This window comes from Mesorhizobium sp. HAY1-8B, from assembly GCF_056868045.1.
In genome coordinates, this window is sequence record NZ_CP200321.1 from 1,681,242 (window position 1) to 1,706,927 (window position 25,686).

Annotated in this window: 21 protein-coding genes, 1 tRNA gene and 1 pseudogene; 10 read left to right on the forward strand and 13 right to left on the reverse strand. The window is 63.6% G+C overall.

Annotated features, from left to right (window positions below):
• Positions 1 to 10: 10 nt before the first annotated feature.
• From AC1VON_RS08205 to AC1VON_RS08215, 3 genes and pseudogenes are all read left to right on the forward strand, one after another.
• Positions 11 to 2,163 (forward strand): annotated as a pseudogene (locus AC1VON_RS08205) (thiamine pyrophosphate-dependent enzyme).
• Complete coding sequence (locus AC1VON_RS08210; RefSeq protein ID WP_483121439.1) at positions 2,156 to 3,745, forward strand: indolepyruvate oxidoreductase subunit beta family protein; 1,590 nt, start codon at positions 2,156 to 2,158, stop codon at positions 3,743 to 3,745. Before AC1VON_RS08205 ends, AC1VON_RS08210 begins: the two are co-directional and overlap by 8 nt.
• Positions 3,746 to 4,005: 260 nt before the next feature.
• A complete protein-coding gene (locus tag AC1VON_RS08215; protein ID WP_483121441.1) occupies positions 4,006 to 7,413 on the forward strand; it encodes an acyl-[ACP]--phospholipid O-acyltransferase in 3,408 nt (1,135 codons plus the stop codon).
• A 158-nt stretch (positions 7,414 to 7,571) separates the two neighbouring features.
• Here the strand turns inward: AC1VON_RS08215 and AC1VON_RS08220 are convergent, their stop codons facing one another.
• Positions 7,572 to 8,018 carry a pyridoxamine 5'-phosphate oxidase family protein gene (locus tag AC1VON_RS08220; RefSeq protein ID WP_172347122.1) on the reverse strand — a complete coding sequence of 149 codons (447 nt, stop codon included), beginning with the start codon at positions 8,016 to 8,018 and terminating at the stop codon, positions 7,572 to 7,574.
• Between the two features lie 347 nt (positions 8,019 to 8,365).
• Between AC1VON_RS08220 and AC1VON_RS08225 the strand changes: the two genes are divergently transcribed.
• Positions 8,366 to 8,632 carry a GCG_CRPN prefix-to-repeats domain-containing protein gene (locus AC1VON_RS08225; RefSeq protein WP_172347121.1) on the forward strand — a complete coding sequence of 89 codons (267 nt, stop codon included), beginning with the start codon at positions 8,366 to 8,368 and terminating at the stop codon, positions 8,630 to 8,632.
• A gap of 72 nt (positions 8,633 to 8,704) precedes the next feature.
• Here the strand turns inward: AC1VON_RS08225 and AC1VON_RS08230 are convergent, their stop codons facing one another.
• The 8 genes from AC1VON_RS08230 to AC1VON_RS08265 form a co-directional block, all read right to left on the reverse strand.
• Positions 8,705 to 9,943: a DUF1501 domain-containing protein gene (locus tag AC1VON_RS08230; protein WP_172347120.1), complete on the reverse strand. Its 1,239-nt coding sequence runs from the start codon at positions 9,941 to 9,943 to the stop codon at positions 8,705 to 8,707.
• 46 nt (positions 9,944 to 9,989) lie between these two features.
• The gene (locus AC1VON_RS08235; protein ID WP_483121443.1) at positions 9,990 to 11,483 is read right to left on the reverse strand and encodes a DUF1800 domain-containing protein; all 1,494 of its coding nucleotides are present in this window, start codon (positions 11,481 to 11,483) and stop codon (positions 9,990 to 9,992) included.
• 114 nt (positions 11,484 to 11,597) lie between these two features.
• Complete coding sequence (locus AC1VON_RS08240; protein ID WP_172347118.1) at positions 11,598 to 11,876, reverse strand: GCG_CRPN prefix-to-repeats domain-containing protein; 279 nt, start codon at positions 11,874 to 11,876, stop codon at positions 11,598 to 11,600.
• A 107-nt stretch (positions 11,877 to 11,983) separates the two neighbouring features.
• Entirely contained in the window at positions 11,984 to 12,439 is a 456-nt protein-coding gene (locus AC1VON_RS08245; protein ID WP_172347117.1) for a periplasmic heavy metal sensor, read from the reverse strand.
• Positions 12,436 to 12,882 carry a hypothetical protein gene (locus AC1VON_RS08250; RefSeq protein ID WP_483121445.1) on the reverse strand — a complete coding sequence of 149 codons (447 nt, stop codon included), beginning with the start codon at positions 12,880 to 12,882 and terminating at the stop codon, positions 12,436 to 12,438. Before AC1VON_RS08250 ends, AC1VON_RS08245 begins: the two co-directional genes overlap by 4 nt.
• A 113-nt stretch (positions 12,883 to 12,995) precedes the next feature.
• Complete coding sequence (locus tag AC1VON_RS08255; protein WP_172347115.1) at positions 12,996 to 13,532, reverse strand: RNA polymerase sigma factor; 537 nt, start codon at positions 13,530 to 13,532, stop codon at positions 12,996 to 12,998.
• Positions 13,533 to 13,577: 45 nt separating this feature from the next.
• Positions 13,578 to 14,006 carry an EF-hand domain-containing protein gene (locus tag AC1VON_RS08260; protein ID WP_483121447.1) on the reverse strand — a complete coding sequence of 143 codons (429 nt, stop codon included), beginning with the start codon at positions 14,004 to 14,006 and terminating at the stop codon, positions 13,578 to 13,580.
• A gap of 221 nt (positions 14,007 to 14,227) precedes the next feature.
• Complete coding sequence (locus AC1VON_RS08265; protein WP_172347113.1) at positions 14,228 to 14,416, reverse strand: YodC family protein; 189 nt, start codon at positions 14,414 to 14,416, stop codon at positions 14,228 to 14,230.
• 1,237 nt (positions 14,417 to 15,653) lie between these two features.
• Between AC1VON_RS08265 and AC1VON_RS08270 the strand changes: the two genes are divergently transcribed.
• The 4 genes from AC1VON_RS08270 (at position 15,654) to AC1VON_RS08285 (ending at position 18,480) form a co-directional block, all read left to right on the forward strand.
• The gene (locus tag AC1VON_RS08270) at positions 15,654 to 17,453 is read left to right on the forward strand and encodes a winged helix-turn-helix domain-containing protein (protein ID WP_483121448.1); all 1,800 of its coding nucleotides are present in this window, start codon (positions 15,654 to 15,656) and stop codon (positions 17,451 to 17,453) included.
• 193 nt (positions 17,454 to 17,646) lie between these two features.
• The gene (locus AC1VON_RS08275) at positions 17,647 to 17,943 is read left to right on the forward strand and encodes a nickel-binding protein (protein WP_056595260.1); all 297 of its coding nucleotides are present in this window, start codon (positions 17,647 to 17,649) and stop codon (positions 17,941 to 17,943) included.
• 128 nt (positions 17,944 to 18,071) lie between these two features.
• Positions 18,072 to 18,230: a DUF1127 domain-containing protein gene (locus tag AC1VON_RS08280; RefSeq protein WP_172347500.1), complete on the forward strand. Its 159-nt coding sequence runs from the start codon at positions 18,072 to 18,074 to the stop codon at positions 18,228 to 18,230.
• 28 nt (positions 18,231 to 18,258) lie between these two features.
• A complete protein-coding gene (locus tag AC1VON_RS08285; RefSeq protein WP_172347501.1) occupies positions 18,259 to 18,480 on the forward strand; it encodes a hypothetical protein in 222 nt (73 codons plus the stop codon).
• Between the two features lie 344 nt (positions 18,481 to 18,824).
• Here the strand turns inward: AC1VON_RS08285 and AC1VON_RS08290 are convergent, their stop codons facing one another.
• Positions 18,825 to 19,751, reverse strand: a complete 927-nt coding sequence (locus AC1VON_RS08290; RefSeq protein ID WP_206681930.1) for a LysR substrate-binding domain-containing protein — start codon at positions 19,749 to 19,751, stop codon at positions 18,825 to 18,827.
• 112 nt (positions 19,752 to 19,863) lie between these two features.
• On the opposite strand from AC1VON_RS08290, the gene AC1VON_RS08295 reads away from it, so the two are divergent.
• The gene (locus AC1VON_RS08295; RefSeq protein WP_483121450.1) at positions 19,864 to 20,619 is read left to right on the forward strand and encodes an SDR family NAD(P)-dependent oxidoreductase; all 756 of its coding nucleotides are present in this window, start codon (positions 19,864 to 19,866) and stop codon (positions 20,617 to 20,619) included.
• A gap of 906 nt (positions 20,620 to 21,525) precedes the next feature.
• Here AC1VON_RS08295 and AC1VON_RS08300 read toward each other — a convergent pair.
• Positions 21,526 to 21,601: transfer RNA gene (locus tag AC1VON_RS08300), tRNA-Thr, on the reverse strand.
• Positions 21,602 to 21,891: 290 nt separating this feature from the next.
• Between AC1VON_RS08300 and AC1VON_RS08305 the strand changes: the two genes are divergently transcribed.
• Positions 21,892 to 23,037: a hypothetical protein gene (locus tag AC1VON_RS08305; protein WP_483121452.1), complete on the forward strand. Its 1,146-nt coding sequence runs from the start codon at positions 21,892 to 21,894 to the stop codon at positions 23,035 to 23,037.
• Positions 23,038 to 23,048: 11 nt separating this feature from the next.
• Here the strand turns inward: AC1VON_RS08305 and AC1VON_RS08310 are convergent, their stop codons facing one another.
• On the reverse strand, positions 23,049 to 24,650 hold the full coding sequence (locus AC1VON_RS08310; protein WP_483121453.1) for a cisplatin damage response ATP-dependent DNA ligase: 1,602 nt from the start codon (positions 24,648 to 24,650) through the stop codon (positions 23,049 to 23,051).
• 4 nt (positions 24,651 to 24,654) lie between these two features.
• The gene (locus AC1VON_RS08315; protein ID WP_483126292.1) at positions 24,655 to 25,662 is read right to left on the reverse strand and encodes a ligase-associated DNA damage response exonuclease; all 1,008 of its coding nucleotides are present in this window, start codon (positions 25,660 to 25,662) and stop codon (positions 24,655 to 24,657) included.
• Between the last annotated feature and the right edge of the window lie 24 nt (positions 25,663 to 25,686).

The window sequence follows — 25,686 nt, forward strand, 5'->3', positions numbered from 1 at the left end:
GATTGAAGAAATGGCCGAACGGTCTTTTGCCAAGGAAGTCGAGAAACTCAGGCTCGGCGCAGGCGAGGAATTCGCCGGCGAAGGCATCCTCGCCATCACCAAGGCGCTGCTGCAATGCGGCGTTGGCTATGTCGGCGGCTATCAGGGCGCGCCGATCAGCCATCTGATGGATGTGCTGGCCGACGCGCAAGACATTCTGGGCGAGCTCGGCGTGCATTTCGAGGCCAGCGCCTCGGAAGCGACCGCCACCGCCATGCTGGCCGCCTCGGTGCACTATCCGATCCGCGGCGCGGCGACCTTCAAGTCGACCGTCGGCACCAACGTCGCCTCCGACGCGCTCGCCAACCTCGCGTCTGGCGGCGTCACCGGTGGCGCGCTGATCATCGTCGGCGAGGACTATGGCGAGGGCTCCTCGATCATGCAGGAGCGCAGCCATGCCTTTGCCATGAAGAGCCAGGTCTGGCTGCTCGACCCGCGTCCGAACCTGCCGTCGATCGTCAAGGCGGTGGAGGACGGCTTCGAGCTGTCCGAGATTTCCAACACGCCGGTCATGCTGCAGGTACGCATCCGCTGCTGCCACGTCCACGGCCATTTCATCGCCAAGGACAACAAGCGCCCGCCGATGACGGTGGCCGATGCGTTGGAAGCACCGCGCCGCGACACCGGCCGCATCGTGCTGCCGCCCGCTTCCTTCCTGCATGAGAAGGAGAAGGTGGCAAAGCGCTGGCCGGCGGCGGTGGATTTCATCGCCAAGAACAAGATCAACGAATTCTTCGGGTCGGACCACGGCTCGGTAGGCATCGTCATGCAGGGCGGCATGTACAATTCGGTCATCCGTGCCTTGCAGCGTCTCGGTCTTGCCGACACCTATGGCGACACCGACGTGCCGCTCTACGTGCTCAACGCCGTCTATCCCCTGATCGATGACGAGTTCCTGTCCTTCTGCGAGGGCAAGCAGTCGGTGCTCGTCGTCGAGGAAGGCCAGCCCAACTACATCGAACAGGCTTTTGCTTCGATGCTGCACAAGGCCGGGCGCGGCACCAGGCTGGTCGGCAAGGAGCATCTGCCGATGGCCGGCGAATACACCGGCCAGGTCATGCTCGACGCATCGGCACGTTCCTGCGCGCCGAGGCGCCGCATCTGCTCCCAGGTGAAGTGCGCGCGCCCAACAAGGTCGGCGATGGCGTCGACACCGCGGACCTCGTCAACGTCGTGCCGGGCCGCCCGCCGGGCTTCTGCATCGGCTGCCCGGAGCGGCCGATCTTCGCCGCGACCAAACTGGTCGAGCAGGAACTCGGCAAGCACCACATCGCCTCCGACATAGGCTGCCATCTGTTCTCGATCATGCCGCCTTTCGAACTCGGCGCCACCACGATGGGCTATGGTCTCGGCCCGGCCTCGGCCTCGGCGTTCAATTCGCCCGACGCCAAGCGCCGCTCGATCTCCTTCGTCGGCGATGGCGGCTTCTGGCACAACGGCCTGACCTCCTCGATCGGCAATGCCGTGTTCAACAAGAATGACGGCGTCATCGTCATCGTCGACAATTTCTATTCGGCCGCCACCGGTGGACAGGACATCCTGTCGTCGCGCGCGGGCAACAAGACCAAGTCGACAAAACATCCGATCACCGAAGCGGTGAAGGGCATGGGCGTCAAATGGCTGCGTCATGTCGACCGCACCTACGATGTCGGCAAGATGCAAGCCGCGCTGCGCGAGGCGCTGACGACGGAGGAGAAGGGGCCGAAGGTCATCGTCGCCTCGTCCGAATGCATGCTCAACCGCCAGCGCCGCGAAAAGCCGCTGGTCGACAAGGCGATCAAGGGCGGGACAAGGGTCGTGAAACCGAAATTCGGCGTCGACGAGGACATCTGCACCGGCGACCATGCCTGCATGCGGCTGTCCGGCTGCCCGTCGCTGTCGGTCAAGTCGCTCGACGATCCGCTGCGCGACGATCCGGTGGCGTCCATCGACCAGAACTGCGTCGGATGCGGCAATTGCGGCGAGGTCGCCGATGCGGCGGTGCTCTGCCCGTCCTTCTATCGTGCCGACGTCGTGCACAATCCGAGCCGTTGGGACCGCTTCCTGGAAAGCGCGCGCCGCGCCGTGATCAGCCTGTTGCAGCGCCGCCGCGAAAGCCGGCGCCTGACTTTCTCCGATGCTTGACGCTGTCCCGCCACTTCGCGCCAAGGCCAGCGCCCAGGACAACGAGCGCGTCATCAAGCTCGCCGTGCTGGCGGTCGGTGGCCAGGGCGGCGGTGTGCTGGCCGACTGGATCACCGGCGTCGCCGAGCGCAATGGCTATGTCGCGCAATCGACCTCGGTCGCCGGCGTCGCCCAGCGCACCGGCGCGACGATCTACTATGTCGAGATGGCCCGCGACACCGGCCGGCTGCCGGTCTTCGCACTGTCGCCCTCGCAAGGCGATGTCGACATCCTGATCGCCGCCGAATTGATGGAGGCCGGCCGCGCCATCATCCGCGGCTTCGTCACGCCCGAGCGCACGACACTGATCGCCTCGTCGCATCGCATCGCCGCCGTGTCGGAAAAAATCGAGCCGGGGGATGGCCGAGCCTCGTCCTCCAAGGTGCATGCGACAGCGGAGGCCGCATCGAAGCGCTTCATCGCTTTCGACATGGAAAAGATCGCCGCCGACAACGGTTCGATGATCTCGGCCAGCCTGCTTGGCGCGCTGGCGGGGTCAGACGCGCTGCCGTTCACGCGCGAAAGCTATGAACAGGCGATTGGCGCCGGGGGCCGTGGCGTCAAGGCGAGTCTTGTCGCCTTTGGCGCCGCGTTTGACCGCGCGCGCGGCACGGCCGGATCTGCGCCAAAACAGGCGGAGCCTGTGATTGTCGAATCCGCATTGGGTGCGGGGCGCGTGACCGGCCCGCAAAGCCTGCTGCAGGGCTGGCAGGTGCTCGCCGCTCGCATCGACCTGATGCCCGTCGCCGTGCGCGACATGGCGCTACGGGGCCTGAGGAAGGTCGTCGACTATCAGGACATCGCCTATGGTGGCGAGTATCTTGACCGGCTGGACAAGGCCGTCGCGCTGGATAGCGCCGACCATGCCCATGCGCTGTCCATCGCCGCCGCCAAGCATCTCGCCAACGCGCTCTGCTATGACGACATGATCCGCGTTGCCGATCTGAAGACGCGTTCGACCCGTGATCGGCGTGTGCGCAAGGAGGTTGGCCTCAAGGAGGGCTCGGTCCTGCAGGTGACCGAATATTTCCATCCGCGCATCGAAGAGTTCTGCGGCACACTGCCGACGGGGCTCGGCAGCTACATTGAGAACCGGCCGAAGCTCGCCGCCTTTCTCGACCGGCGCATCAACCATGGCCGCCGCATCCGCACCGACAGCTTTGCCGGCTTTGCGGCCCTCTGGTTCATCGGCGGCCTGCGCCGCTGGCGCCGCAGCCTGCTGCGCCACAAGGTCGAGATGAGCCATCTCGATCGCTGGTACGCGCTGGCGCTCGCCCATGTGTCCCAGGACCATGCGCTCGCCGTCGAAATCCTCAACTGTCGCCGGCTGATCAAGGGCTACAGCGACACCCATGTCCGCGCCCAGTCGAAATTCGACCGCGTGCTGTCGGCGCTTCCCATGCTCAAGGGCCGAGCCGATGCCGCCGACTGGATCCGCCGCCTGCGCGAGGCGGCCCTCAAGGACGAGAAGGGCGATATGCTCGACGGTGCGCTGAAGACAGTGGCGACGCTCGGAGCAGGCCCGGCAACTGGGGCGCCCTGACCCCTTACAAACGCCGCTGGCCGCCGTCGCTGCTTCCAGTTGCGGTGAACGTTGTTCATTTTTCGCTTGAACGCTGTTCAAAAAATGATAGACTTCGGTTGTGAACGATGTTCATTTCCGCGTCGAAAGCCACGGATGAGCATCAAGCGCAGTAAGGAAGTTTAATCAGCTCACTGATATCACTGAGATTGAAACAGCGCCTGCAACCCCGCAGGGCCCACCGGCACGCCGTCGTAGGGTTCCGCCAAATGGAAATCGCCATGAACACGCATCTGATGTTGTCCCGGCGCTTTGCGCCCCTGTTCTGGACGCAGTTCCTGTCCGCCTTCAATGACAATTTCCTCAAGAACACCCTGGTGTTCCTGATTCTCTTCACGCTGGCCGCCGATCAGGCGGCTTCGTTGGTCACTTTGGCAGGGGCCGTCTTCATGGCGCCCTTCCTGTTGTTGTCCGCGCTTGGCGGCGAGATCGCCGACCGCTTCGACAAGGCCCTCATCGCCCGGCGGCTCAAATTCGTCGAGATCGCCGCCGCGGCTGTCTCTGTCGCCGGCATCGCGCTGTCGTCGATCCCGGTGCTGATGACGGCGTTGCTGATGTTCGGCATCATCTCGGCGCTGTTCGGGCCGATCAAATACGGCATCCTGCCTGATCACCTCGAGCGCAAGGAACTGCCCAAGGCCAACGCCTGGATCGAGTCGGCCACTTTTGCCGCCATCCTCGGCGGCACCATTGCCGGCGGCGTCGTCTCGGCCGATGGCATTGGCGTCACGGTGTTCGGGCCGATCATGATGGCCTTGGCGGTCGGCTGCTGGTTTGTCAGCCGCTACATTCCGTCCACGGGTTCCGCGGCGCCCGACCTTGTCATCGACAAGAACATCTTCCGCTCGACCTGGCGCCAGGTCAGCGAATTGCGCACCGACAAGCGCATCTGGCGCGCCGGCCTGATGACTTCGTGGTTCTGGCTCATCGGCGCCATCGTGCTTTCGATCCTGCCGACCTTGATCAAGGATTCGCTCGGTGGCAACGAGATCGCCGTCACCGTCTATCTCGCGGTCTTTGCCGTCTCGATCGCCATCGGCTCGGCCATTGCCGCCTGGATGTCGCAGGGGCGCATCGTGCTGCTGCCCGCGCCGGTCGGCACGGCTCTGCTGGCGCTGTTCGGCCTGCATCTGGCCTGGACCATCTGGAGCATGCAGCCTTCGCCGAGGGCCGAGACCCTTGCCCTGTTCTTCGCCGGGCCAAACACGATCCGTGTCGCGATCGACCTCGCCGGCATGGCCATCGCCAGCGCCTTCCTCGTCGTGCCGACCTTCGCCGCCGTGCAGGCCTGGTCGCCCGAAGCGCGCCGCGCCCGCGTCGTCGCCGCCGTCAGCATCGTCAATGCCGGCTTCATGACGGTCGGCGGCATTGTTGTCGCCGTGATCCAGACGAAAGTCTCCACCGGCGGCATCCTTTTCGGCTTGGCCGTAGCCAATGCCATTGCAGCCTGGCTGATGCTGAAATTCCTGCCGACCAACGCGTTCCGCGACTTCGTCTCCATCCTGTTCCGCGCCTTCCTGCGCCTGGAGGTCGAAGGGATGGAGAACCTCAAGGCGGCCGGCAAGGCGCCGATCCTGGCGCTCAACCATGTCAGCTTCCTCGACGGTCCGCTCGCCTTGACGCTGACCGATGAGGAGCCGGTCTTCGCCATCGACTACGCCATTGCCCAGGCCTGGTGGATGAAGCCGTTCATGAAGCTCGCCCGCGCTTTGCCGCTCAATCCGGCCAAGCCGATGTCGACCCGCACGCTGATCAAGATCGTGCAGGGCGGCGATCCGCTGGTCATCTTCCCCGAAGGCCGCATCACCGTCACCGGCGGGCTGATGAAGGTCTATGACGGCGCCGCCATGGTGGCCGACAAGACCGGCTCGATGGTCGTGCCGATCCGCATCGACGGGTTGGAGAAAAGCCCGTTCTCCCGGCTGACGTCGCAGCATGTGCGCCGCCGCCTGTTCCCGAAGGTCAAGGTGACCATTCTGGAGCCGGTCAAGCTGGAAGTGCCGCCCGAGCTGAAAGGCCGCCAGCGCCGCGCCGCGGCGGGTGCCGCCCTCTATCAGGTCATGTCGGATCTCGTCTTCCGCACCCAGGACATCGACAGGACGGTCCTGGAAAAGATCATCCTGACCGCGAACGAACGCGGCATGAAACGGCTCGCCGTGCAGGATCCGGTCACCGGCTCGCTAAGCTATGGCAAGCTGCTGACGGCGGCCGCCGTGCTTGGCGAGAAATTCGAGAACCTCTATGCCGATCAGCAGACGCTCGGCGTCATGCTGCCCAACGCCAACGGCTCATGCGCGACGCTGCTTGGCGTGATGTCGGCGGGCAAGGTACCGGCGATGATCAACTTCACCGCGGGTGCCGCCAATATCCTGTCCGCCTGCAAGGCCGCCGAGGTGCGCACGGTGCTCACTTCCCGCGCGTTTGTCGAGCAGGCAAAGCTCGGCGCGGTGGTCGAGGAAATCGGCCGCTCGATCGATATCGTCTGGCTCGACGATTTGCGCAAGACGATCGGTCTCAAGGACAAGCTGCTCGGCCTGCTGCGCAAGTCGACGCCGCGCGCGCCGCGCAAGCCCAACGACCCGGCGGTAATCCTGTTCACTTCGGGTTCGGAAGGCACGCCGAAGGGCGTCGTGCTCACTCACCGCAACATTCTGGCCAACGCCGCGCAGGCGGCCTCGCGCATCGACTTCCACTCGGGCGACAAGGTGTTCAACGTGCTGCCGATCTTCCATTCCTTCGGCATGACGGCCGGCACGGTGCTGCCGCTGATTTCGGGCGTGCCGGTCTATTTCTACCCATCGCCGCTGCACTACCGCATCGTGCCGGAACTGATCTACGCATCCAACGCGACGATCATCTTCGGCACCGACACGTTCCTCAGCGGCTATGCGCGGACCGCGCACCCGTACGACTTCCGATCGATACGCTATTGCTTTGCCGGCGCGGAACCGGTCAAGGCGTCCACGCGCATGACCTATATGGAGAAGTTCGGCGTGCGTATCCTGGAAGGCTATGGCGTCACCGAGACCGCACCGGTGATCTCCATCAACACGCCGATGTACAACCGCTCCGGCAGTGTCGGCAAGGTCATGCCCGGCATGGAGTATCGTCTCGATCCGGTGCCCGGTGTCGACGATGGCGGCCGGCTGCATGTCCGTGGGCCCAACGTGATGGCGGGTTATCTGCGCGCCGAGAAGCCGGGCGTGCTCGAACCGCTGCCGGATGGCTGGCATGACACCGGTGACGTCGTCTCGGTCGACGACGGAGGGTTCATCACCATTCGCGGCCGCGCCAAGCGTTTCGCCAAGATCGGTGGCGAGATGATTTCGCTCGCCGCCGTCGAAGCGCTGGCGGGTGAATTGTGGAAGGGCTCGTTGTCGGCCGTCGCGGCTGTGGCGGATGCGCGCAAGGGCGAGAAGCTCATTCTCATCACCGAAGTCCCCGGCGCCACACGTGCCGAGTTCCTGGCCTTCGCCAAGGCGAACGGTGCCATGGACCTCATGGTGCCCGCCGAAGTGCGCGTCGTCCAGAAAGTGCCGGTGCTGGGCTCCGGCAAGCTCGATTTTGCCGGCGTGACCAAACTGGTACGTGGGGAGGATGTGCCGGTCGCCAAGGTCGAGGCAGCGTGATCAAAGGCCAACAGCGACACCCATGCCCCGTGCCCAGTCGAAATTCGACCACATGCTGTCGACGCTCGATTCCGTCCAACGTCGCGATGCCGCCATCGGCCGGATCCGGCGCCTGCGCGAGGCGGCGCCGGATGCAAGCATCGAACGGTGGACAAGACCTATTCGCTTGCTTCCCGTCCAGAAACTTTTTCGACAAGGATCCGGAAAAAGACGTGCGGCAAGCTGTCTGACATCAGAGGCGTGACAGGCTTGAGAGCACCAGGCTCCCACCAGTCCACGTGCGTGCTCAACACCGACCATGCATGGTCCCGTTGAACCTTGTGGCCGATCCGGTCCGTCAGTTCCTCATAGCGGCCGTCGACAATCACGCTTCTCCATCCGCGCCCCTCTGTATGTTCTTCCACTTGGGCGCACACCAGGGTATTGGCCCGCATCCAGTCGATCTTCTTACCCAGCAAGGAGAATGCATAGAGGTGACTGTCGGCGTAGGCGTAGTTGAAGGACACGACGTAGGGTTGTCCGTCCTTCGCGCATGCCAGATGGCCCGTGCGGTTGGCCGCCAGCAATTTCGTGCATTCCAAAGTAGAGAGCGTGCGGATCATCATCGGCGTGATCTCCTGGTCTTACATGGCCTTCAGCCTGAGCATTTCTGTCAATTGGTTTCCATCAACCCTAGCGCGGACCTGTCATCGCTCATTGATCTGGATCAATCTGCCAAGCTGCAAAGGTGGGGCCTGCCCTATCAGAGGTGGGGGCCTGCCCTGTCAATGACGAAGCCACGCCGCCGCCGATCGAAGCTTTCGGCGGGCGGCCGGTATGAATCGCGAGGCACCGTGTGCTGAATTCGGAACGCTGTAGAGATCTAACGAAGATGTGATCCGTCTCGCTGCGACGGGTTTCGGCCGTGTGCCGCGTTTCACGGTGGTTAGGGACGAAACCACGGAGACAACACATGTTCACAAGATACTTGCTGCCCTTTGCACTGGCGGCCGGCACTTTGATGCTGTCCGGCGCCGGCTTGCAGGCCATGCCGATGGCCAGGCCGAGTGCCGCGCCGGCGCCGATCGAAACGGTCGGCTGGCGCTGCGGTCCCGGCTGGCACATGAACCGTTGGGGCAATTGCGTGCCGAACCGCCGCATGATGATCCGGCCGGCGCGCCATTGGCATCCCGGCTTCTGGGCCCATCACCGTTGGCACCCCGGCTATTGGGGCTGGTGATCCCTCGAGCGATCGGACGGGCGACCGAAATACCCGCTCCGGAAACGGCGCGGGTGTCTTTCGTTCAGGCCATCAGGCGACGAGATCTCGCATCGGCTTCACTTGCGTGGACTCCGGAAACACCTTGTCGCCGAGCACGGTTGCGGAAAGGCCGAACTGGTCGGCGAGCAACCCCTTCAGCACCGCCCTGACATCGCTGGTCGGGGCGAGGTCGCGCTGTTGGTAAAGCTGAGCCGGCTTCAATCCCGGCCAGTCGGCGATGACGCGGCCGCCCTTGATCGCGCCGCCGGCGAGCAGCACCACCGTGCCGGTGCCGTGATCGGTGCCGACCGTGCCGTTGATCTGTGCCGTGCGCCCGAACTCGGTGATGGCGACGATCGCCGTGTCCTTCCAGCGTTCGCCCAGGCCCTTCTCGAACTCCTCGAAGGCGCCGTCGAGGCCGCCGAGCAGCGTGGCGAGCCGGCCTGTCGCGCCGCCTTCGTTGACATGCGTGTCCCAGCCGTCAAAGGCCAGTGCGGCGACACGCGGACCGTCATCGGCCGCGATCAGCTTGGCGGCGCCTTGCGCGGCCTGCCGCATGCCGGCGGCGCTGTCGAGGCCGCCCTTCGGTTTCATCGCCTTGGCACCCATCTGGTCGTCCAGCGCCATGCGGTCGGCATCGAGGCCTTTTTGCAGCGCCACCGCCAGCACCGGATCGCGATGCTGGTAGAGATCGAGAACCCGCGCTGCGAGGTCGCCGGCCGGCTCCGGCAGGGATTGCGGCGCCCAGCCGAGCACGGGGGCGGCACCACGGATCACCAGCGGCGTCGACGGGCCGACGGCGAGACCACCAAGCGCGGCCACGCGATCGCCCGCCGGCAGGCTTTCCAGCGCCCGGTTGAGCCATCCGGTGGCGACATGGCCGGGTCCGGCAAAACCGCTTTCCAGCACATCCTGCCCGTCGAAATGCGAGCGTTCGCGATAGCCCGTCGCGGCCGCATGCACCACCGCCGCCTGGCTTGCCTTGAACAGCCGCGCGAACACCGGCATCGCCGGATTGACCACGAAGAAACCATCGAGCGGCAGCGCCGCGTGCGAGCCGGTGAGCGACAAAGCGATGTCGCCATGCAGGCCCGCATAGTCGGGATCGCCGACCGGGCCGACCGCTGACAGGCCGTCGAGCGCGCCGCGCAGGACGATGACGATCAGGCGTGGGTCGCGATTGTCGGCGGCGCGAGCGAAGCGGGGCAGATAGGCCCAGGCAAACAGCGCGCCGCCGGTCATCAGCACGGCACGGCGGGAGGGATGAGGGGTTTCACACAGCAGGCTCATGGCTTGGTCTCCATGGGAGTTGTCGGCGCCGGATCTATCGCTCGAGCTATCGTCTCTGGAATTCGGGCGCCATCAGCAGCAGCGCCAGGCCTTGCTGCTTGGACTCGGCGCGGGCGATCGCCTGCCGCGTCTCCGGCGAGGCGGAAGGCCCAATGGCGGCGTCGAGCATGTCGTTGGGATTGCCTATGTCCTTGACCTGGCGGGCCGCCTGCCAGGCGATGTCGAGGCGGACCTTCATGCCTTCCGCCGACGCCCAGCTGTCCGCCTGGTCGGAGAAGCCGTTCGGCCCCGGTGGCTGCCAGAGCGGCTCGCCCAGCACGTTAAGCCAGTTGAGCGATTGGCCCGGATCGTTCGCCGGACCCGGGCCGACCGCCCGCCGGATGGCGGCAATGTAGTCTAACGGCGAGCGCATCTTGGCCAGTGGCGTCGACCAGGCCTCCGGCATATCGATGAGGGTCGTGGCCAATGCCCTGAGATTGCCGTCGCTCTTGGCGAAAACCTTGGCCAGCCGCGCCACCGCGGCCGGCGGCGGATCGTCGGATATGAAATGGCGGACAAGCTCGGTGGCGATGTGCCGCGCCGTCGCCGGGTGGCCGGCGATGTCGTTGAGTGCCGCCTCGGCCTGAGCCATGCCCCCGGCCGGATAGGTCTTGCCGAGCAGCACCGCGTCGCCCGGCTCATGCGCATTGGCGTTGAAGACGGAACTGCCGGGTTCACCCAGCCGACCTTCACGCCCGGCCATCGTCCAGCCGGTCAGGATGCGCGCAAAGCTGGTGACATCGGCTTGGGTATAGCCGCTGCCGACGCCGAGCGTATGCAGTTCCATGATCTCGCGGGCGAGGTTCTCGTTGAGGCCGCGCTGGCGGTTCTTGCCGGCGCGGGAATCCGGGCCGATCGACTGCTGGTTGTCGAGATAGAACAGCATCGCCGGATGCCGCTCCACGGCCGTCAGCATGTCGGCGAAACGGCCGAGCACGAAAGGGCGGATCGCTTCCCGTTCGAAGGCACCGGCGCTCGCCCGCACGACGTTGTCCTTCGCCACGGAAACGCAGAAATGGTTCGACCAGAAATAGACCAGACGTTCGACAAAGCCGGCATCGGCCCGCAGAGCCTTGTCGAAGCGCGCCTGGGCTTCGGCGCGGAACAGCGTGGCCTCGACCGGCGGAACGGCTGGCTTTGGCGGCGCCGCGGGCGACGGCATGGGTTGGACGGGCTGGGCCGGCGCGGCTTGGGCAGGCATGTTCTGGATGCTCGCCGTTGCCATCGCCGGCTGTGCCGCAGCCATGCGCTCGCGCTCGAGCCTGCGCTGGACATTTGCCGCCATGCTGGCCTGAATAGCCGGTGTGCTGCCCAGCAGGCCCGCATAGGCCGGATCGTCAAGCGGGATCAGGGCGATGTCGAGTTGCCGCAGTTCCGCCTTCAGATAGCCGCGCGGGTCGCCGGCAATCCTGTCGCGGTCGCCGGGCCTTGCCCCGAGCCCGAAGCGGTTGCAAGCGACGAGGGTCGGATCTGGCGGGGAATTGGAGGCCGGGATAGCCAAGTCAGCTCTCCATTGCTGGGGCTTCCGGCGAGCAGCGCCTGAAGCCCATTCGAGCCGGTTCGTGCCTGCTCAGCTGGGATCATGGAGCCGGCGCGGTGGGCGGCCCCATGGCCCTTACCAGCGATGCCAGCGGTGCCAGTGGCGGTGCGGATGCCAGGCGTAATAAGCCGGGCCGTGCCAGTAGTGATAGCGGGGATAGACCACCACGCGATTGGGGACGCAACGCCCCCAGGGATTGGGGTGCCAGCCGGGGCCGCAACCCCAGGCGACTTGCTCCACCACCGCCGGGGCGGCAAGCGGCGCCAGCGGCATCGCCGAGGACGCCGCAACGGTCGCAGCCGTTCCGGTCACCGCGAGAGCGGCGGTGATCGCGTATTTTGCCAGATAGTTCATGGCCAAACTCCGAAGTTGTCCGAGGTTGAAACTGTCGGCGCCAGATGGTCCGGCAGATCCTGCCCTTCATCTCGTTAAACGGGCGCCATCGGCATTTCCGTCGGTCGTCACGGCGATTTTTTTGGCTTGGCCGATGGCTGCGTCCCGCTGCGTCTCGCGAGGCCCTCGGCCAGCATGTTGCGATCCTCGGTGGACGCTGCTGCCGCGAACTCGACGATGCGCTGCTCAAGCCGCGTGCGCACGGTGACGTCGGCATTGCGGGCCCGCTCCAGGGCGGCCGACAGGGCCGCCGTGTCGAGGACGGGCTGCCGCAGCAAATCCGCCGCCTCGCGCCTCGCCTGCTGGCCGTCGCGAATGATTTCGCGCGACTCTTGGCGGACTTCGCGCAACGCCTTGCGGAACAGCGTACGCTGCTGGTCGGGCAGGCGGCCCCCGGCCGCTTCCAGCGAATAGCCCTGGGCCGGCTTGCCGCTTCTTATCCAGACGGCTCCGCCGGCAAGCGCACCGGCCAGGAAGACATTCACCACCACCGACGCGATGAGGAGGTTACGGCCGGTGCTCATAGGTCTTCCTCGATCGTGTCGGGTCCGGCGTCGCCGAAGGCCGTCGCGTTGGCGTCGAGCACATAGTGGTCGGGCTGAACCTCCGGCGTAACGACGGCCACCAGGGCCAGTCCGGCGATGGCGCCGGCGAGCCCAATGCCGGCCAACCCCAGCCCGAGCCACCAGAACCGCTGATGCCGGCCCCGGACGATGTGCCGGCTGGCGGTCCGCAGGATGGTGTCGTGCAGTGTCTTGCCGGGGTGCGGGACGCCATAGCTGTCAAGCAGGGCGTCAAGCGTGCCGGCATGCCGCGAAATGGCTAGGCCCGCCTCGGTTGAAGCAAAAATGGTGGCTGCCTCACGCTCCGCTTGCGGCCAGCGCCGCAGATCGCCGCCATAGGCTTCGGCGAGCGCCGCGAAGCGCTTGGCATCCATTGCCGGGCCGTCCTCGATGTCTTCAGCCATGTGTTTTCCCCTTGCCCCTTGGTGCCGCGTGCCCACGCGGGTTGGAAACGAGGCAGCCCCACCGGGCGCCCGCGGGGCGCGATGAATGTCCGGCATCCATGATCGCGCCTTTCTCAGTCATGGACGCCGTCCCTGGCCAGAATCATCTGCAAGGACCGACGGCCGCGCGAAAGCAGGCTCTCCAGGGCGTCGACGCTGATCTCCAGTGTCGCGGCCGCCTCTATGTTGGACATCTCCTGATAGTAGACCAGGATGATCGCCTCGCGCTGGCGCGGCGCGATCGCCTGCAAGGCTTGCTCGACGCGGTGTGGCTCTTCGCGGGCGTCGGGAAGCGGGGCAGGGTCGGCCATGTCCGGCAGATTGTCGGTCACCACCTCGCGGCGCCGGCGCAACCGGTCGTAGCAAAGGTTGAGCGTCACCCGGTGGATCCAGCTGTCGAAGCGTGCATTGCCGCGCCGCCAGCTGGAGGCATGACGCCAGATGCGCACGAAGGTTTCCTGCGCGACGTCCTCGGCCTCCGCCGCGTCGCCCAGCATGCGCACGGCAAGTGAAAGGATGCGCGGCAATTTGCGCGCGACGAGCGTCTGCACCGCCGCGGGATCGCCAGCTCCGACCCGACGAACCAGCTCCTCGTCCGGATCGGCGCTCATCGGCTCGCGCACTCCCGATATCCATCACGCGTCATAGCCTCTTGGTCATTGCTCCGGCTTGGGAGCGGATTTGTGTCCTGGCATCTCATCGGCTGTCAGAACGCCGTCGCCGTTCTTGTCCAGCCTGGCAAAACGCTTGGCGAAGAACGCATCGAGCTCGGCGCGATCGATGAAGCCGTCATGATTGGAATCGATACGGGCGAAGGATTTGGCGGCGTCTCCCTTGACGTTGCGCTTGGCTTGAATGGCTTCCCATTCCAAGAGGCTGATCTTGCCGTCACCGTCCGTGTCGGCGGCCATGACCGCCTTCTCCCGCCGCTTCTGGAACTTGGCCAGCGTGAGTTCAGACTTGGCATTTGACGCTGCGGGGGCGGCGGCCGGAGGCGTGGCAGCCGGGGGCTGTGTCGCTGTCTGGGCGAGAGCCGCGACGGTCAGCAGGCTCAAGGCAACGGCAAGGATCGAACGGCGTATCATGCTTCGGCGTCTCCGGTTGGCGCGTCGGCCACGGCCCATACCGTGGTCACGCTTCAACCGTTAAACGCCGAGATGGGGAAAATCCGTCGGTCGCCTGTACGGATACCTTCGATTGCGATACCGACTCGACGTCGCTCCCAAGAGCGACCGCCGTGACGCATCCTCCCGCGCCGCCTGCATTCACGCCGGGCCGGCCACCGTTCCTGGTGGACGGGCAGGGATTACGCAGGTTGATCGGCGGCGACCAACTGGTCGGGTTTGAAACCCGCATGCTGCGGCGTCCAAACGTCGCCTTCCTTGTTGAACCAGTGGCAGAGATACATGCCGGAAGCGGCCCCATCGCTGACCGTCATCTTCGGCCCTCCCGACTTCAGCTTGACGACGTCTCCGGTCTTGAAAGTGTTGGGCATTTCGGACCTCCCATGCTGAGGCCCACGAGTTTCCCACCAAACCCGAGTCGCGACAATGGCGGATATGGATCGCCGCGGCGCGAGCCATCACACAGACAGTGGTGCATGTGCCAATTGCGGCATATGGGACGACAACCAGAAGTGGGAAATTGGTGCCGCTTAGGGACTCATAATCCGTCGCGAAGTGATGGTAATAATTCGGCTGATACGTTTCTCTCCGAATTCGATGATGTGGATTACATCGTTACGGGTGAGGGCGAAGCAGGCCTCGTCTCAATTCTGGAGCGCGAGCTAAGGGACTCTTCTCAGCTATTCAGCGGATGTATTATCGATAGGCCAGGCGCAACAGTCGACACTTCATCCCACGTGAGCGTAAGCGTAATGATTGTCCCCAGTCCTCTAGATATGGCATAGTTTTGAGTTGGCTTGCGCGATAGAGTCCTTTGCGGACCTCGCATCGGATATTTGATATGATACTGCTTTCGAAGATCCCGTTGCGTGATAAATTCGGGGTTCCATCAGACAAGAGCGGTGAACCGATCGGGTTCGGACGCTGTCTTCAACGGGGTATAAAGACCACACGCCTGCAAGCCGGTCATCGTCGCTAGACCGATGAACAATCTAGGCGGCAACGCAGATGTCATAATCCACTCCGAATCAAGTTATGCGTGCGAGTAGAAGACGAGGCCATATCGTTGCTTTAGGAAATACTAACAAATTACAAAGAATAATTTACCTGTTGATAGCTGTGCTGACATCCATGAAACCATCGCGTCTCCAATATTCCAAGTGTTGGATCAAGACCGAGGAACCACATCTGGGCCCTGAACACTCACTTTACGGGCGGAGAAGCGCCGGCCACGGGAGCCGGGAGGACCAATCATCGCCAATCAATCCTAGGGATGACCGCCATGAGATCTTCGCCGTCCTAGGCGAGATAGCGACAGAGGTTGCCGTTGAGTCTGCGGTAGGGCTGCCGCGTCGCCATGAAGGCGGCCGGCACCAACGTCGACAAAGCATCATTAAACGGCAGTTTGCAACGTGGAATAGACGAGATATTGCGCCGCTTGAGCTTTTTCACGGCGGCAACGGGGCCGGGAGCGGACTGTCCAGTTTTCGGTGGGCTATGGCTAAAGTTGCGTTGGCTACCGACCCAGCTTAAGCCTTGCCACCTTTCGGCCCAGGCCTCTCCCATAGTCAAAACTGATAAGGTACATTGTTGCATTGGAAAGGGTCGATGCATCACGCATTCGGACAATTCGAACTTGATGAAGCTGCCCGCAAGCTGTCGCTAAGCGGCGTTGGGCAGAAAATCCAGCCGCTTGTCTATGATTTGCTGGTGTACTTGGTGCGCAACGCCGGCAGGGTCGTACCCAAGGACGAGTTGATGGACGCTCTCTGGCCGGATGTCATCGTGACTGAAGCATCGCTTCAGCGCGTGGTCAGCCTCGCCCGCAAGGCGCTTGCGGCAGGCGGCCTGCAGGACGCGATACACAGCTACGTTCGCCACGGCTATCGCTTCGCCATCGACGATCCGGGACTGGGCTACGCGCGGCCTGCCTCTCTGCAAGGGGACGACACGCTTGCCAAGGCGCGCAAGCTGGCAGCCTTGCGCGATTGGAGCGCTGCTGCAAGACTTTTTGCGAATTTGGCGGACGATGAAGGTCTCTCTCCTGCTGACGTCGATCTCTGGGCGCTGGTCGTCGAATGTGGCGGGCGGCCAACCGAGGCGATCCCCGTGCTGAACCGCGCGGTGGCAGCTCATGTCGAGGCTGGCGACTTCGCCCGCGCCGCCAGGTCCGCTATCACACTCGCAAAGATCCAGGCCGAGCGCGGATCAGGTGCCGTAGCCGAGGGATGGCTGGAACGTGCAGCGTCGCTCCTTTCCCAGTCAAAAGACGATAGCACGCAGGCATATCTGCTGTGGATGAGGTCACGCCTGGCATCTTCCGGCGGCCGGCCTGAGGAAGCGCTGAGACTGGCATCAGCCGCTCACGCGATAGCTGAGAATTGCGACGATCCCGGCCTGCGGGCTCTGACTTTGACGTATAAGGGATTTTTCAATCTCGCCCTCGGCAAGATCGCGGAGGGCAGCGAGCAGCAGAATCATGCGGCGGCGATCGCCTTGTCGAGCCAGGTTGACCCGATCACCGGCAGCCTTGTTTATTGCAATATCCTCTGGAGCTGCAGGACATATGCCGATTGGCCTCGTGCCCGCCAGTGGAGCGAAGGCTTTGAAAGTTGGTGCACCGTAAGTTTTGCGCAGACCTCGGGTGCGTGTGACCTTCATCGCGCTGAAGTGGTCGCGGCGCAGCAGGTATTGCCGGAAGCCCTGACTTGCATAAACGAAGCGCTGCCCAAGCTCTCCTTGGAGGAATCCTGGTCGCTCGGCGAAGGCTTTCGTGTCCGCGGCGATATCTTCGCCATGATCGGCGACCTTAAATCAGCGCGCGCCGACTACGATCAGGCTTATGCGCTCGGCTGGGACGCGGAGCCGGGCAATGCTGTGCTTCTATTCGAAACCGGCGATCTGGACGGGGCGCTTGCCGCAATCGACCGGGCTCTGCAGGGGACGTCGTGGTTCCATCTGCAGCGACGCGGAAACCTGTTGGTGAACGCGGCCTGCATTGCAGCACGCGGCGGGCGCTCTGACCAGGCGTCAATCTATCTCAAAGAAATCGATGCGCAGCCAGAACGCTGGCGGCAACCGGCAACGCAGGCATTGATAGCCGAAACCAAGGCAGCACTTTGCGAGCCAGGCGACCCAAACGGAAATCGGCTTCTGCTATTGGCCCGGCAGCTCTGGACCAGTGCAGGCGTCGACTATCACGCGGCAAGGGTTCGGCTGCAGCTCGCCAGTGCCCTGCTGCGTTCGGGCGACATCAGCGGAGCGAAAGTGGAAATCACTGCGGCGGAGAGATCGGCCCGCCATTTGGGATCACGGCGCCTGGAACAGGAAGCCGCAACGCTTCGCCATGATTTTTCGCGCGAAAGCCAGCCGGTTGGCGATCGTTCCATGCAAGAACTCACCCGCTGATCCAATCCGCCCTCCTTTTTAGGACGAGCCGCCGATCGAGCTTATCGGCGGTGCTGGCGAAAGATCAGCCAGAGATCAGGTCCCGATAAGGATGATCAGTCCTCCCTGAAGGTAATCTTTCCCCAGCCAAGCAGACACGCCTGGCAATAAGCAGCGCCGCGAAGGGTTGGCGCGAAATCGAAAGGGAAAGATCATGAACCTATTTGTTATCCGCCGCCCCAGCGCTTGGGCATCACTGCAGGAACTCGAAGCCGCCGGCGCCAAATCGGCAAAGGTCGCCAAGGAACAGATGTCGGGTACGGTCAGCTGGATCCGCAGCTATGTCGTGCACGAACCCGATGGCCGCATCGGCACCTTCTGCATCTACGAGGCCAAAGACGGCGAGGCCATCCGCGATCACGCCAAGCGCGTTGGCATGCCCGGTGAGGAATTTTACCCGGTCGCCGACACGGTCATCATTCGCAATGATCCGATGACAGCGGCCGCCTGAGACCGCCAGTCGCTGCCTCGCCCGATCAAAGCGGGGCAGCGTCATCCAATCAGCAAACAATGAACAGACGGCGCTTGGACGGCATGCCCCATTCCGGTGCCGCGATTCCTCACGAATGGAGAAAACCAATGTTTCACTACCTGAAGCGCGTTTCGATCGGTCTGAGAGCACGCAGGGCCGAGAGGGCTTTGCACGAACTGCCTGACCACATCCTGAAGGACATAGGCATTCGCCGCGGTGCGATCGCACATGCTGTTCGGGAACACTTCAAGGACCGTCTCGTCTGAGTGCCCAGACCAATTGGAAACCAGGGAAATGGAACTTCTGATAAACGTGGCGAACGTCATGTATGTGATCGCCTACTTCACGCTGGACATCTTGCGGCTGAGGATTCTCACCACAGCGGCTGCAACCTGCCTCGCCGTGTATTTCTATGGCCAGCCGGCGCCACTCATGAACGTCGTCGGCTGGAACGTTTTCTTTGTGATTCTGAATCTGGTCCAGATCGGCCGCATTGTGAAGTCTCGCCGTAGATGAAGCCAGGTTTGCAGACACACTGAATGTCGGGTCTCATGCCGCTGTGCGCTAAGTGCTACAGGCCGGCTGCCACGAGATCAAAAAGCACCGTGATCATCCCTGCCGATGCCGCGCTACTCGATGCCGGAATCGGCTTGAGTTGCGGATGCTGTCAAGTAGGTGTCAGCTTTAAGGAAGGGCAAGATAATACACGGCGGCCGACATCAGGCGCGTTGTGGCCCGGCAGCACTGGGGCCGATACCGGATGGTCGGGTTTCGGCAGGCATTCGAGATAAGCTGCCGTTCTCCATGCGACCCCATTTCGGTCGTTCGCACTATCATTTACCAATCCTGAAAGCGGACATTCATCGCCCCAGCGCCTGCGGTACCTCCCGCGCCTGCAGATCGGGAAACTTTCTCGCCATATGGTCTATGAGAGCGCGCACGGCTGGAGGCAGGCCGCGACGAGTTGTGAAGACGAGATGGACAATACCGTCCTCGCTCCGCCAGTCCCGAAAGACGCGAACCAGCTTGCCTGCGGCAACCTGCGCTGCGCAGGCGTGGTCCGGCAGAAAAGCGACTCCCAGTCCGCTCGCGGCTGCGTCGCAGACAACGGCGTAGTCAGCGCAGGTCATGCGTGGCTCGTGGCGCAGCACATGAGTTGCCCCGTCGTCACGCTCGAGCGTCCATGTGATCTCCCCTTCAGCATCACTCGTGCCGAGCGTTGCGATGGAGGCAAGATCGGCGATGTCAGTACCGAGCTGGCTCGCCATCTGCGGGCTGGCGACGAGGATCCAGCGTGAGCGGCCGAGTGAGCGCATGGTGAGGGAAGCGTCGCTTGTCAGTTCGCGGCGGACGCGCAATGCCAAGTCTACACGCTCTTCGATAAGGTCGATGGCTCTGTCCGTCACGACCAGTTGTAGTTGGACCTTCGGGAACTGGGCAAGGAAGTCGCTGGCAATGGCGGATACTTTCTCTACCAGATTGAGCGGACAGCTCATGCGGATGCGCCCGTGCGGCTCGGCTTTTGCCTCCGCGACGAGCGCTTCTGCCCGCGCTGCCTCCAGCATCATGACACGGCAGCGCTCGTAGAAGGTTTGCCCCACTTCGGTGACCCGGAAGCGTCGGCTGGACCGCTCGATCAGGCGCACGCCGAGGCGGACCTCCAACGCTGAGATCCTCCGGCTGAGTTTCGACTTAGGCTCGCGTAACGCCCGGCCAGCAGCTGCGAACCCGCCATGGGCAACCACTTCTGCGAAGTAGACGTAGTCGTTGAGGTCGTGGCGCATTATCGTTCCTCCAATGGAACGCTACGTGCCACATCCGCCGTCTATAAGCATCATCGTTGTCGAATTATCTCTCCAGGCAATGGCGAGCAGGTCGCCGAGAGATGGAGAAACGAAGATGACGAACAGGTTCCAGAACAAAGTCGTAGTGGTAACGGGCGCGACGAGCGGCATCGGTCTCGCGGCTGCCAAGGCCTTCTCGCAAGAGGGTGCATCGGTCTTCATCACCGGGCGCCGTGAGGACGCGCTGGACGCGGCGGTCAAGGCGATCGGCGGTCAGGCGACAGGTGTACGGGGCGATATGGCAAATTTTGCGGACATCGATCGACTCTACGACACCGTGCAGCAGCACCACGCGCAGATCGATGTCGTCTTCGCCAATGCAGGTGGCGGCGAGTTTGCCCCGCTGGGCGCGATCACCGAAGAGCAGTTCGACTCCACCTTCGACACGAACGTGAAGGGCACGCTCTTTACTGTCCAGAAGGCCTTGCCGCTGCTGAAAGACGGCGGCGCCATCGTGCTGACAGGCTCGACTGCCGGCAGTGAAGGAACGCCAGCCTTCAGTGTCTATTCTGCCAGCAAGGCGGCGGTGCGCAACTTTGCCCGCAACTGGATCCTCGACCTCAAGGAGCGCCGCATTCGCGTCAACGTCGTCAGCCCCGGCGCGACGCGCACGCCCGGTCTCGTCGGTCTCGCCGGTGACGATGCTGAGAAGCAAACGGAGCTTCTCAATTTCCTGGGCTCGCGAATCCCGCTCGGGCGTGTCGGTGAACCCGAGGAGATTGCAAGGGCCGTTCTTTTCCTCGCTTCGGATGAGGCAAGCTTCGTGAACGGCGTCGAGTTCTTCGTCGACGGTGGTCAGGCGCAAGTTTGACAGAACGGGGCAAGCGCCCTTGTCAGGCCCGGAGCGACGCTTGCCCTCAATGTCGCTTCGGGTCGATTGCATTCCCAGGCTCCCACATGCAAACAGTAATCGTGACGCCAAGGCATTGGGCAGGCAATATCATGACAAAAAGCGACCAGCCCAGGTATGCTGCAACCTCCAACTACGGCAGTTGTCAGACGGAATGCCAGCAAGGCGTTTCGCAGTTCCGAGTAAATGTCTGCTTCTCAAGGCGTGCTGACAAAAGCAGACGGTCAATTTCCCACCAATCTCGGCCATTGACTTCGCTTAGTGCTATGGCAGCTTTTGGGAGATGAGGGTTCGGCCCTTGAACCTCCGAAATGAGGCGCATAGCGGACGTTCGCGTAAGGCCGAACATAGCTACTGGAGCCGGCTTATCGCCATTGTCACATCGAGGTTTAGGCTTCGACCCATCCTGTCACAACGGGTTATATCAACCCAGATGTTACGCTGACGTGTCGCCGGCGGGTTACGTCACCCAGGGGCATACCCTGTTGTGCGGCAAAGTCAGCGTTGCGCCTCATCTCGGCCATTGCGTGATTACATATCAACCTTAAAGCGGCTGTCCATCTTCGGGTACCAAGAGAGGTTACGAACGCGAAACGAGTGCACGCTGTAACCGTCGTGGTCTTAAGCAACGCTCAATCACGCTCCTGCTCGATCGTGAAGCGCAAGCTTCCAACGGTCCAGTCGCTGGGAGGCTCGGGGAGATAGGCCTCCTCTTCGGAACGCTCAAGCTCCTCAACTCCTCGATAAGATCGTCTATTGCGGCAACCGGACCTTTCGGTTCTCGCAACCGGGCAACGGCAGTGACCAGCTGAGTGGCAGGTTTTCATGCCATTTTAGGACGAGGGTGGACATATTTGGATGAAGGATTGGTGCCGCTTGCGTGACTCGAACACGCGACCCCATCATTACGAATGATGTGCTCTACCAACTGAGCTAAAGCGGCCCGGGAGGCCAAGGCCTCCAAGATGGGCTGGGTGATAAACTCAACTGGCCGTGAATTCAAGATGCGACTTGGCAAATCATGCACGAGCGCCCAACACGGTCGAAACCAGGGTTGGGGCGTCGCTGCCTGCGAAGAATCGCCGGGATGGTCCGATTTTATTTGCCGGAACATCGCCAAGATGGACTTTGGACGGCCCGTCGAGGCAGAATGCAGCCGCACGCCCGTTGATTGATTGGTCGCCTACGGCTAACCATCAGGGAAGATTGGTGCAATTTGCAGAGGGATCTCGCTTGGACGCGATCGAAAAAGCGATCCGGAACGCCTTGGACAAGGGCAATGCCGAGGACCGCGCGTTCCGCGAGAAGGTCTACCGGTCGGCCTTTGCCGCGCTCGATCGTGCGCTCCAGGCCAATCCCGGCGTGACCGTGGAAGTCGCCATCAAGCGCCGCAAGGCGATCCAGGCGAAGATCGCCGAAATCGAATCCGAGTTCCTGCCGGCGGTGCCGGATGTTGGTCCGCAAGTCGATTCCCCGGCGGGCGAGCCCGCGGCCACCGCGGCGCCCGCGATCGAGATCGGCGACAGGACGCCGTTGCCCGCGGTCGCCGTCGACGGCCCCGCGCAGCCCGCATCCGACGCGCCGCGCTCGCGCGTGCTGCCGGTCGTTCCCGACATCATGCCGGACGCCACGCTGCCCGGCGCGCCGGCCATCGACATGTCCGCTCCCGCCGCTTCGGGAGCCGCGGCGGAAGTGGCGCCCGATCGCGACGAACGCCGCATTCGCGGTCGTCGCCTGCCGCTGACCGCCATCTTCTTCACCGTGACCCTGCTTGCGGCGGTTGGCATCGGCCTGTTTTTCGCCATGCAGACCGGTGTTTTCAAGACCGCGGCGCAACTCGATACGGCACCGCCGGAGGCGCCGCCAACCGTGGAGGACGACGATTTCACGCCGGCCGACGGCGCCAATGCGCCGGCAAAGCCTGGCGCCGCGGACCAATCGCGCGACTGGATCAATGTGTTCTCGCCGACCGATCCCACACATGTCGCCGCCCCGTCGGACGCCAAGGCCGAGGTAATGAAGGACGACACCGGTCCGTTCCTGCGCATCCGGTCCGGCGCCTCCGGCTCGGCGATCGCCTTCGATGTCGGGCAAGGCGTGCTGGAGAAGCTCGCCGGCAAGCATGCCGTGTTCGATATCATCGCCCGCGCCGAGGACGGCAAGGACACGCAGATATCCGTCGACTGCAATTTCGGCGAACTCGGCGACTGTGGCCGCAAACGCTACGCGGTCGGCCAGCAGCGCAACGAATATCTGTTCGACGTGCAGTTCCCCAACAAGCGGCCGGGCTCGGCCGGAACCATCGCCGTCAATTCCGATTTCGACAAGCAGGGCAAGGCGGTCAACATCTACGAGATCCGCGTCTCGATCGAGCCTTAGTCGGCTGGAACTCAGCGAGCGAGCAGCGCCTGCAGTGTCTCGATGCGGTCGGCCTCGTTGGCCGGCTTGTCCCAGCGTAGCCGTGAAATGCGGGGAAAGCGCATGGCGACACCGGATTTGTGCCGGGTCGAGCGGTTGAGCCCCTCGAAGGCGACTTCCAGCACCAGGCCATTGTCGCGGTCCGCCCGCACCGAACGCACCGGGCCGAAGCGCTCGACCGTATTGTCCCTGACATATTTGTCGATCTGCTTCAGCTCCTCGTCGGTGAAGCCGAAATAGGCCTTGCCGACCGGCACCAGTTCCTCCTCGCCCTCGGCCCCGGACCAGACGCCGAACGTATAGTCGGAGTAGAAGCTCGAGCGCTTGCCATGGCCGCGCTGGGCATACATCAGGACGGCATCCACCGTGTGCGGATCGCGCTTCCATTTGAACCACGGGCCTTTCGGCCGTCCGGCGACATAGGGCGAATCCCAGCGTTTCAGCATTACGCCTTCGATGATCGGGTGCGGCGGCGCGCGGCGCATCTCCTCCAGCGCCTGCCAATCCGCGAAGTCGACGAAGGGCGACAGGTCGAAACGACTGGGGTCGAGCGTCTTGACGAAGGCTTCGAGGCGGTCGCGCCGCTCTCGGAAGGATAGCTCGCGCAAATCCTCGGCGCCGATCTGCAGCAAATCGTAACAGCGCATGAAGGCCGGATATTGCTGCTGCATCTTCGGTGTCACCGTCTTGCGGTTCAGCCTTTGCTGCAGGTCCGAGAACGTCCCCGTCGCCTGTCGGGGATCGCCAACCAGCAACTCGCCATCCAGCGTCGCGGAAAATTGCATCACGTCGGCAAGGTCGGGAAAGGCGCCGGAGACATCGTCGCCGGTGCGCGAATAGAGCCGGCGGATGCCGCCTTCCGCCACTGCCTGGACGCGGATGCCGTCCCATTTCCATTCGGCCGCATAGTCCGCCGGATCGAGCTTTTCCAGATCGCCGTCGCCGACCGGGTTCGACAGCATCACCGGCCTGAACAGCGCCATCGCCGTGTTGCGGGGTTTTTCAGCCTTGCCCTCCAGCCACGCGAACAGCGCCGTATAGGGCGGCGACAGCCCGTGCCAGAGTTCCTCGATCTCGGCGACGTCGACCTTGCCGAAATCCGCCAGCGCCTGCTTGGCGAGCCGCGCCGACACTCCGATGCGCAGGCCGCCGGTGACCAGCTTGATAATGGCGAAGCGCGCCGAAATGCCGGCGCTGTCGAGCAGCCCAGCCAGCACCTTCGGTCCGTCGGAGCGGCTTGCCGCCTGCAACTTGGCCACGACCTCGCCGAGTGTCGGCTCACGGTTGGGGATTTTGCCGGGGGTTTGCGGCCAGACCAGCGACACCGTCTCGGCGAGGTCGCCGACATAGTCGTAGGAATAGCCGAATAGCACCGGGTCCATGCGTTCGGTGACAAGGGTGCGCAGCATCGCCGGCTTGACCGCGGCGATGTTCAGATCGCCGGTGATGGCGGCCAGCGCCAGGCCGCGATCCGGGTCCTCGACGCTGCGGAAGTAGTCGACCAGCAGCGTCAGCTTGCCGTTGCGCGACGGCGTCAGCACCAGGCGGTCGAGGAGTTCGGCGAAGCGGTTCATGCCATCAATCGCCTTCGTCCTCATAGCCCACAAGATGCAATGGCCGGGCGGCAATGCCTTCGAGTTCGCACCAGCGCACCAGTGCTTCCTCACGGCCATGCGTGACCCAGATTTCCTCGGCGCCGGTCTCCTTGATGGTGGCGGTGAGCTCGTCCCAGTCGGCATGGTCCGAGATGATCAGCGGCAGTTCGACACCGCCCTGCTTGGCGCGCTGGCGGATACGCATCCAGCCGGACGCGAAGCACGAGATCGGATCGGGGAAACGCCGCGCCCAGCGGTCGGCGAAGGCCGATGGCGGGCCGACCACGATGGCGCCGGCGAAATCCCCTTTGCCGCCTTCCACCGTCGCCGGTTCGAGTATGCCGAGGTCGATGCCCTGGCTTTGATAGTACTCGCTGAGCTTGGCCAGTGCGCCATGGATATAGAGCGGCCTGTCGTAGCCGGCGTCGCGCAACAGCCGCATCACCCGCTGCGCTTTCCCCAGCGCATAGGCGCCGACCAGATGCGAGCGTTCGGGAAACTGCGCCGCCGATTTCAGCAGGCGGGCGATCTCTTCCGTGTCGGGCGGGTGGCGAAACACCGGCAGGCCGAAGGTCGCCTCGGTGATGAACACGTCGCAGCGGATTGGCTCGAACGGCACGCAGGTCGCGTCCTTTCGCCGTTTGTAGTCGCCGGAAGCGACGATACGCATGCCCTGATGTTCGACCGATATCTGTGCCGAGCCCAGCACATGGCCGGCCGGATGGAAGCTGACGCTGACGCCGTCGAGGACGATCGTCTCGCCGAGCCGGGCTGGTTGCGTGGTGCTGGCAAAGCCCTCGCCATAGCGCAGCCCCATGATGTCGAGCGTCTGCTGCGTCGCCAGCACCGAGCGGTGGCCGGAACGAGCATGGTCGGAATGACCGTGGGTGATCAGCGCCCGGCCCACCGGCCGCACCGGGTCGATGAAGAAATCGCCCGGCGGGCAATAAAGGCCTTCTGGCCGGGGATGAAGCAGGTCGCTGGCGCGCATGGTCTGCAAGATAGGATATAATTC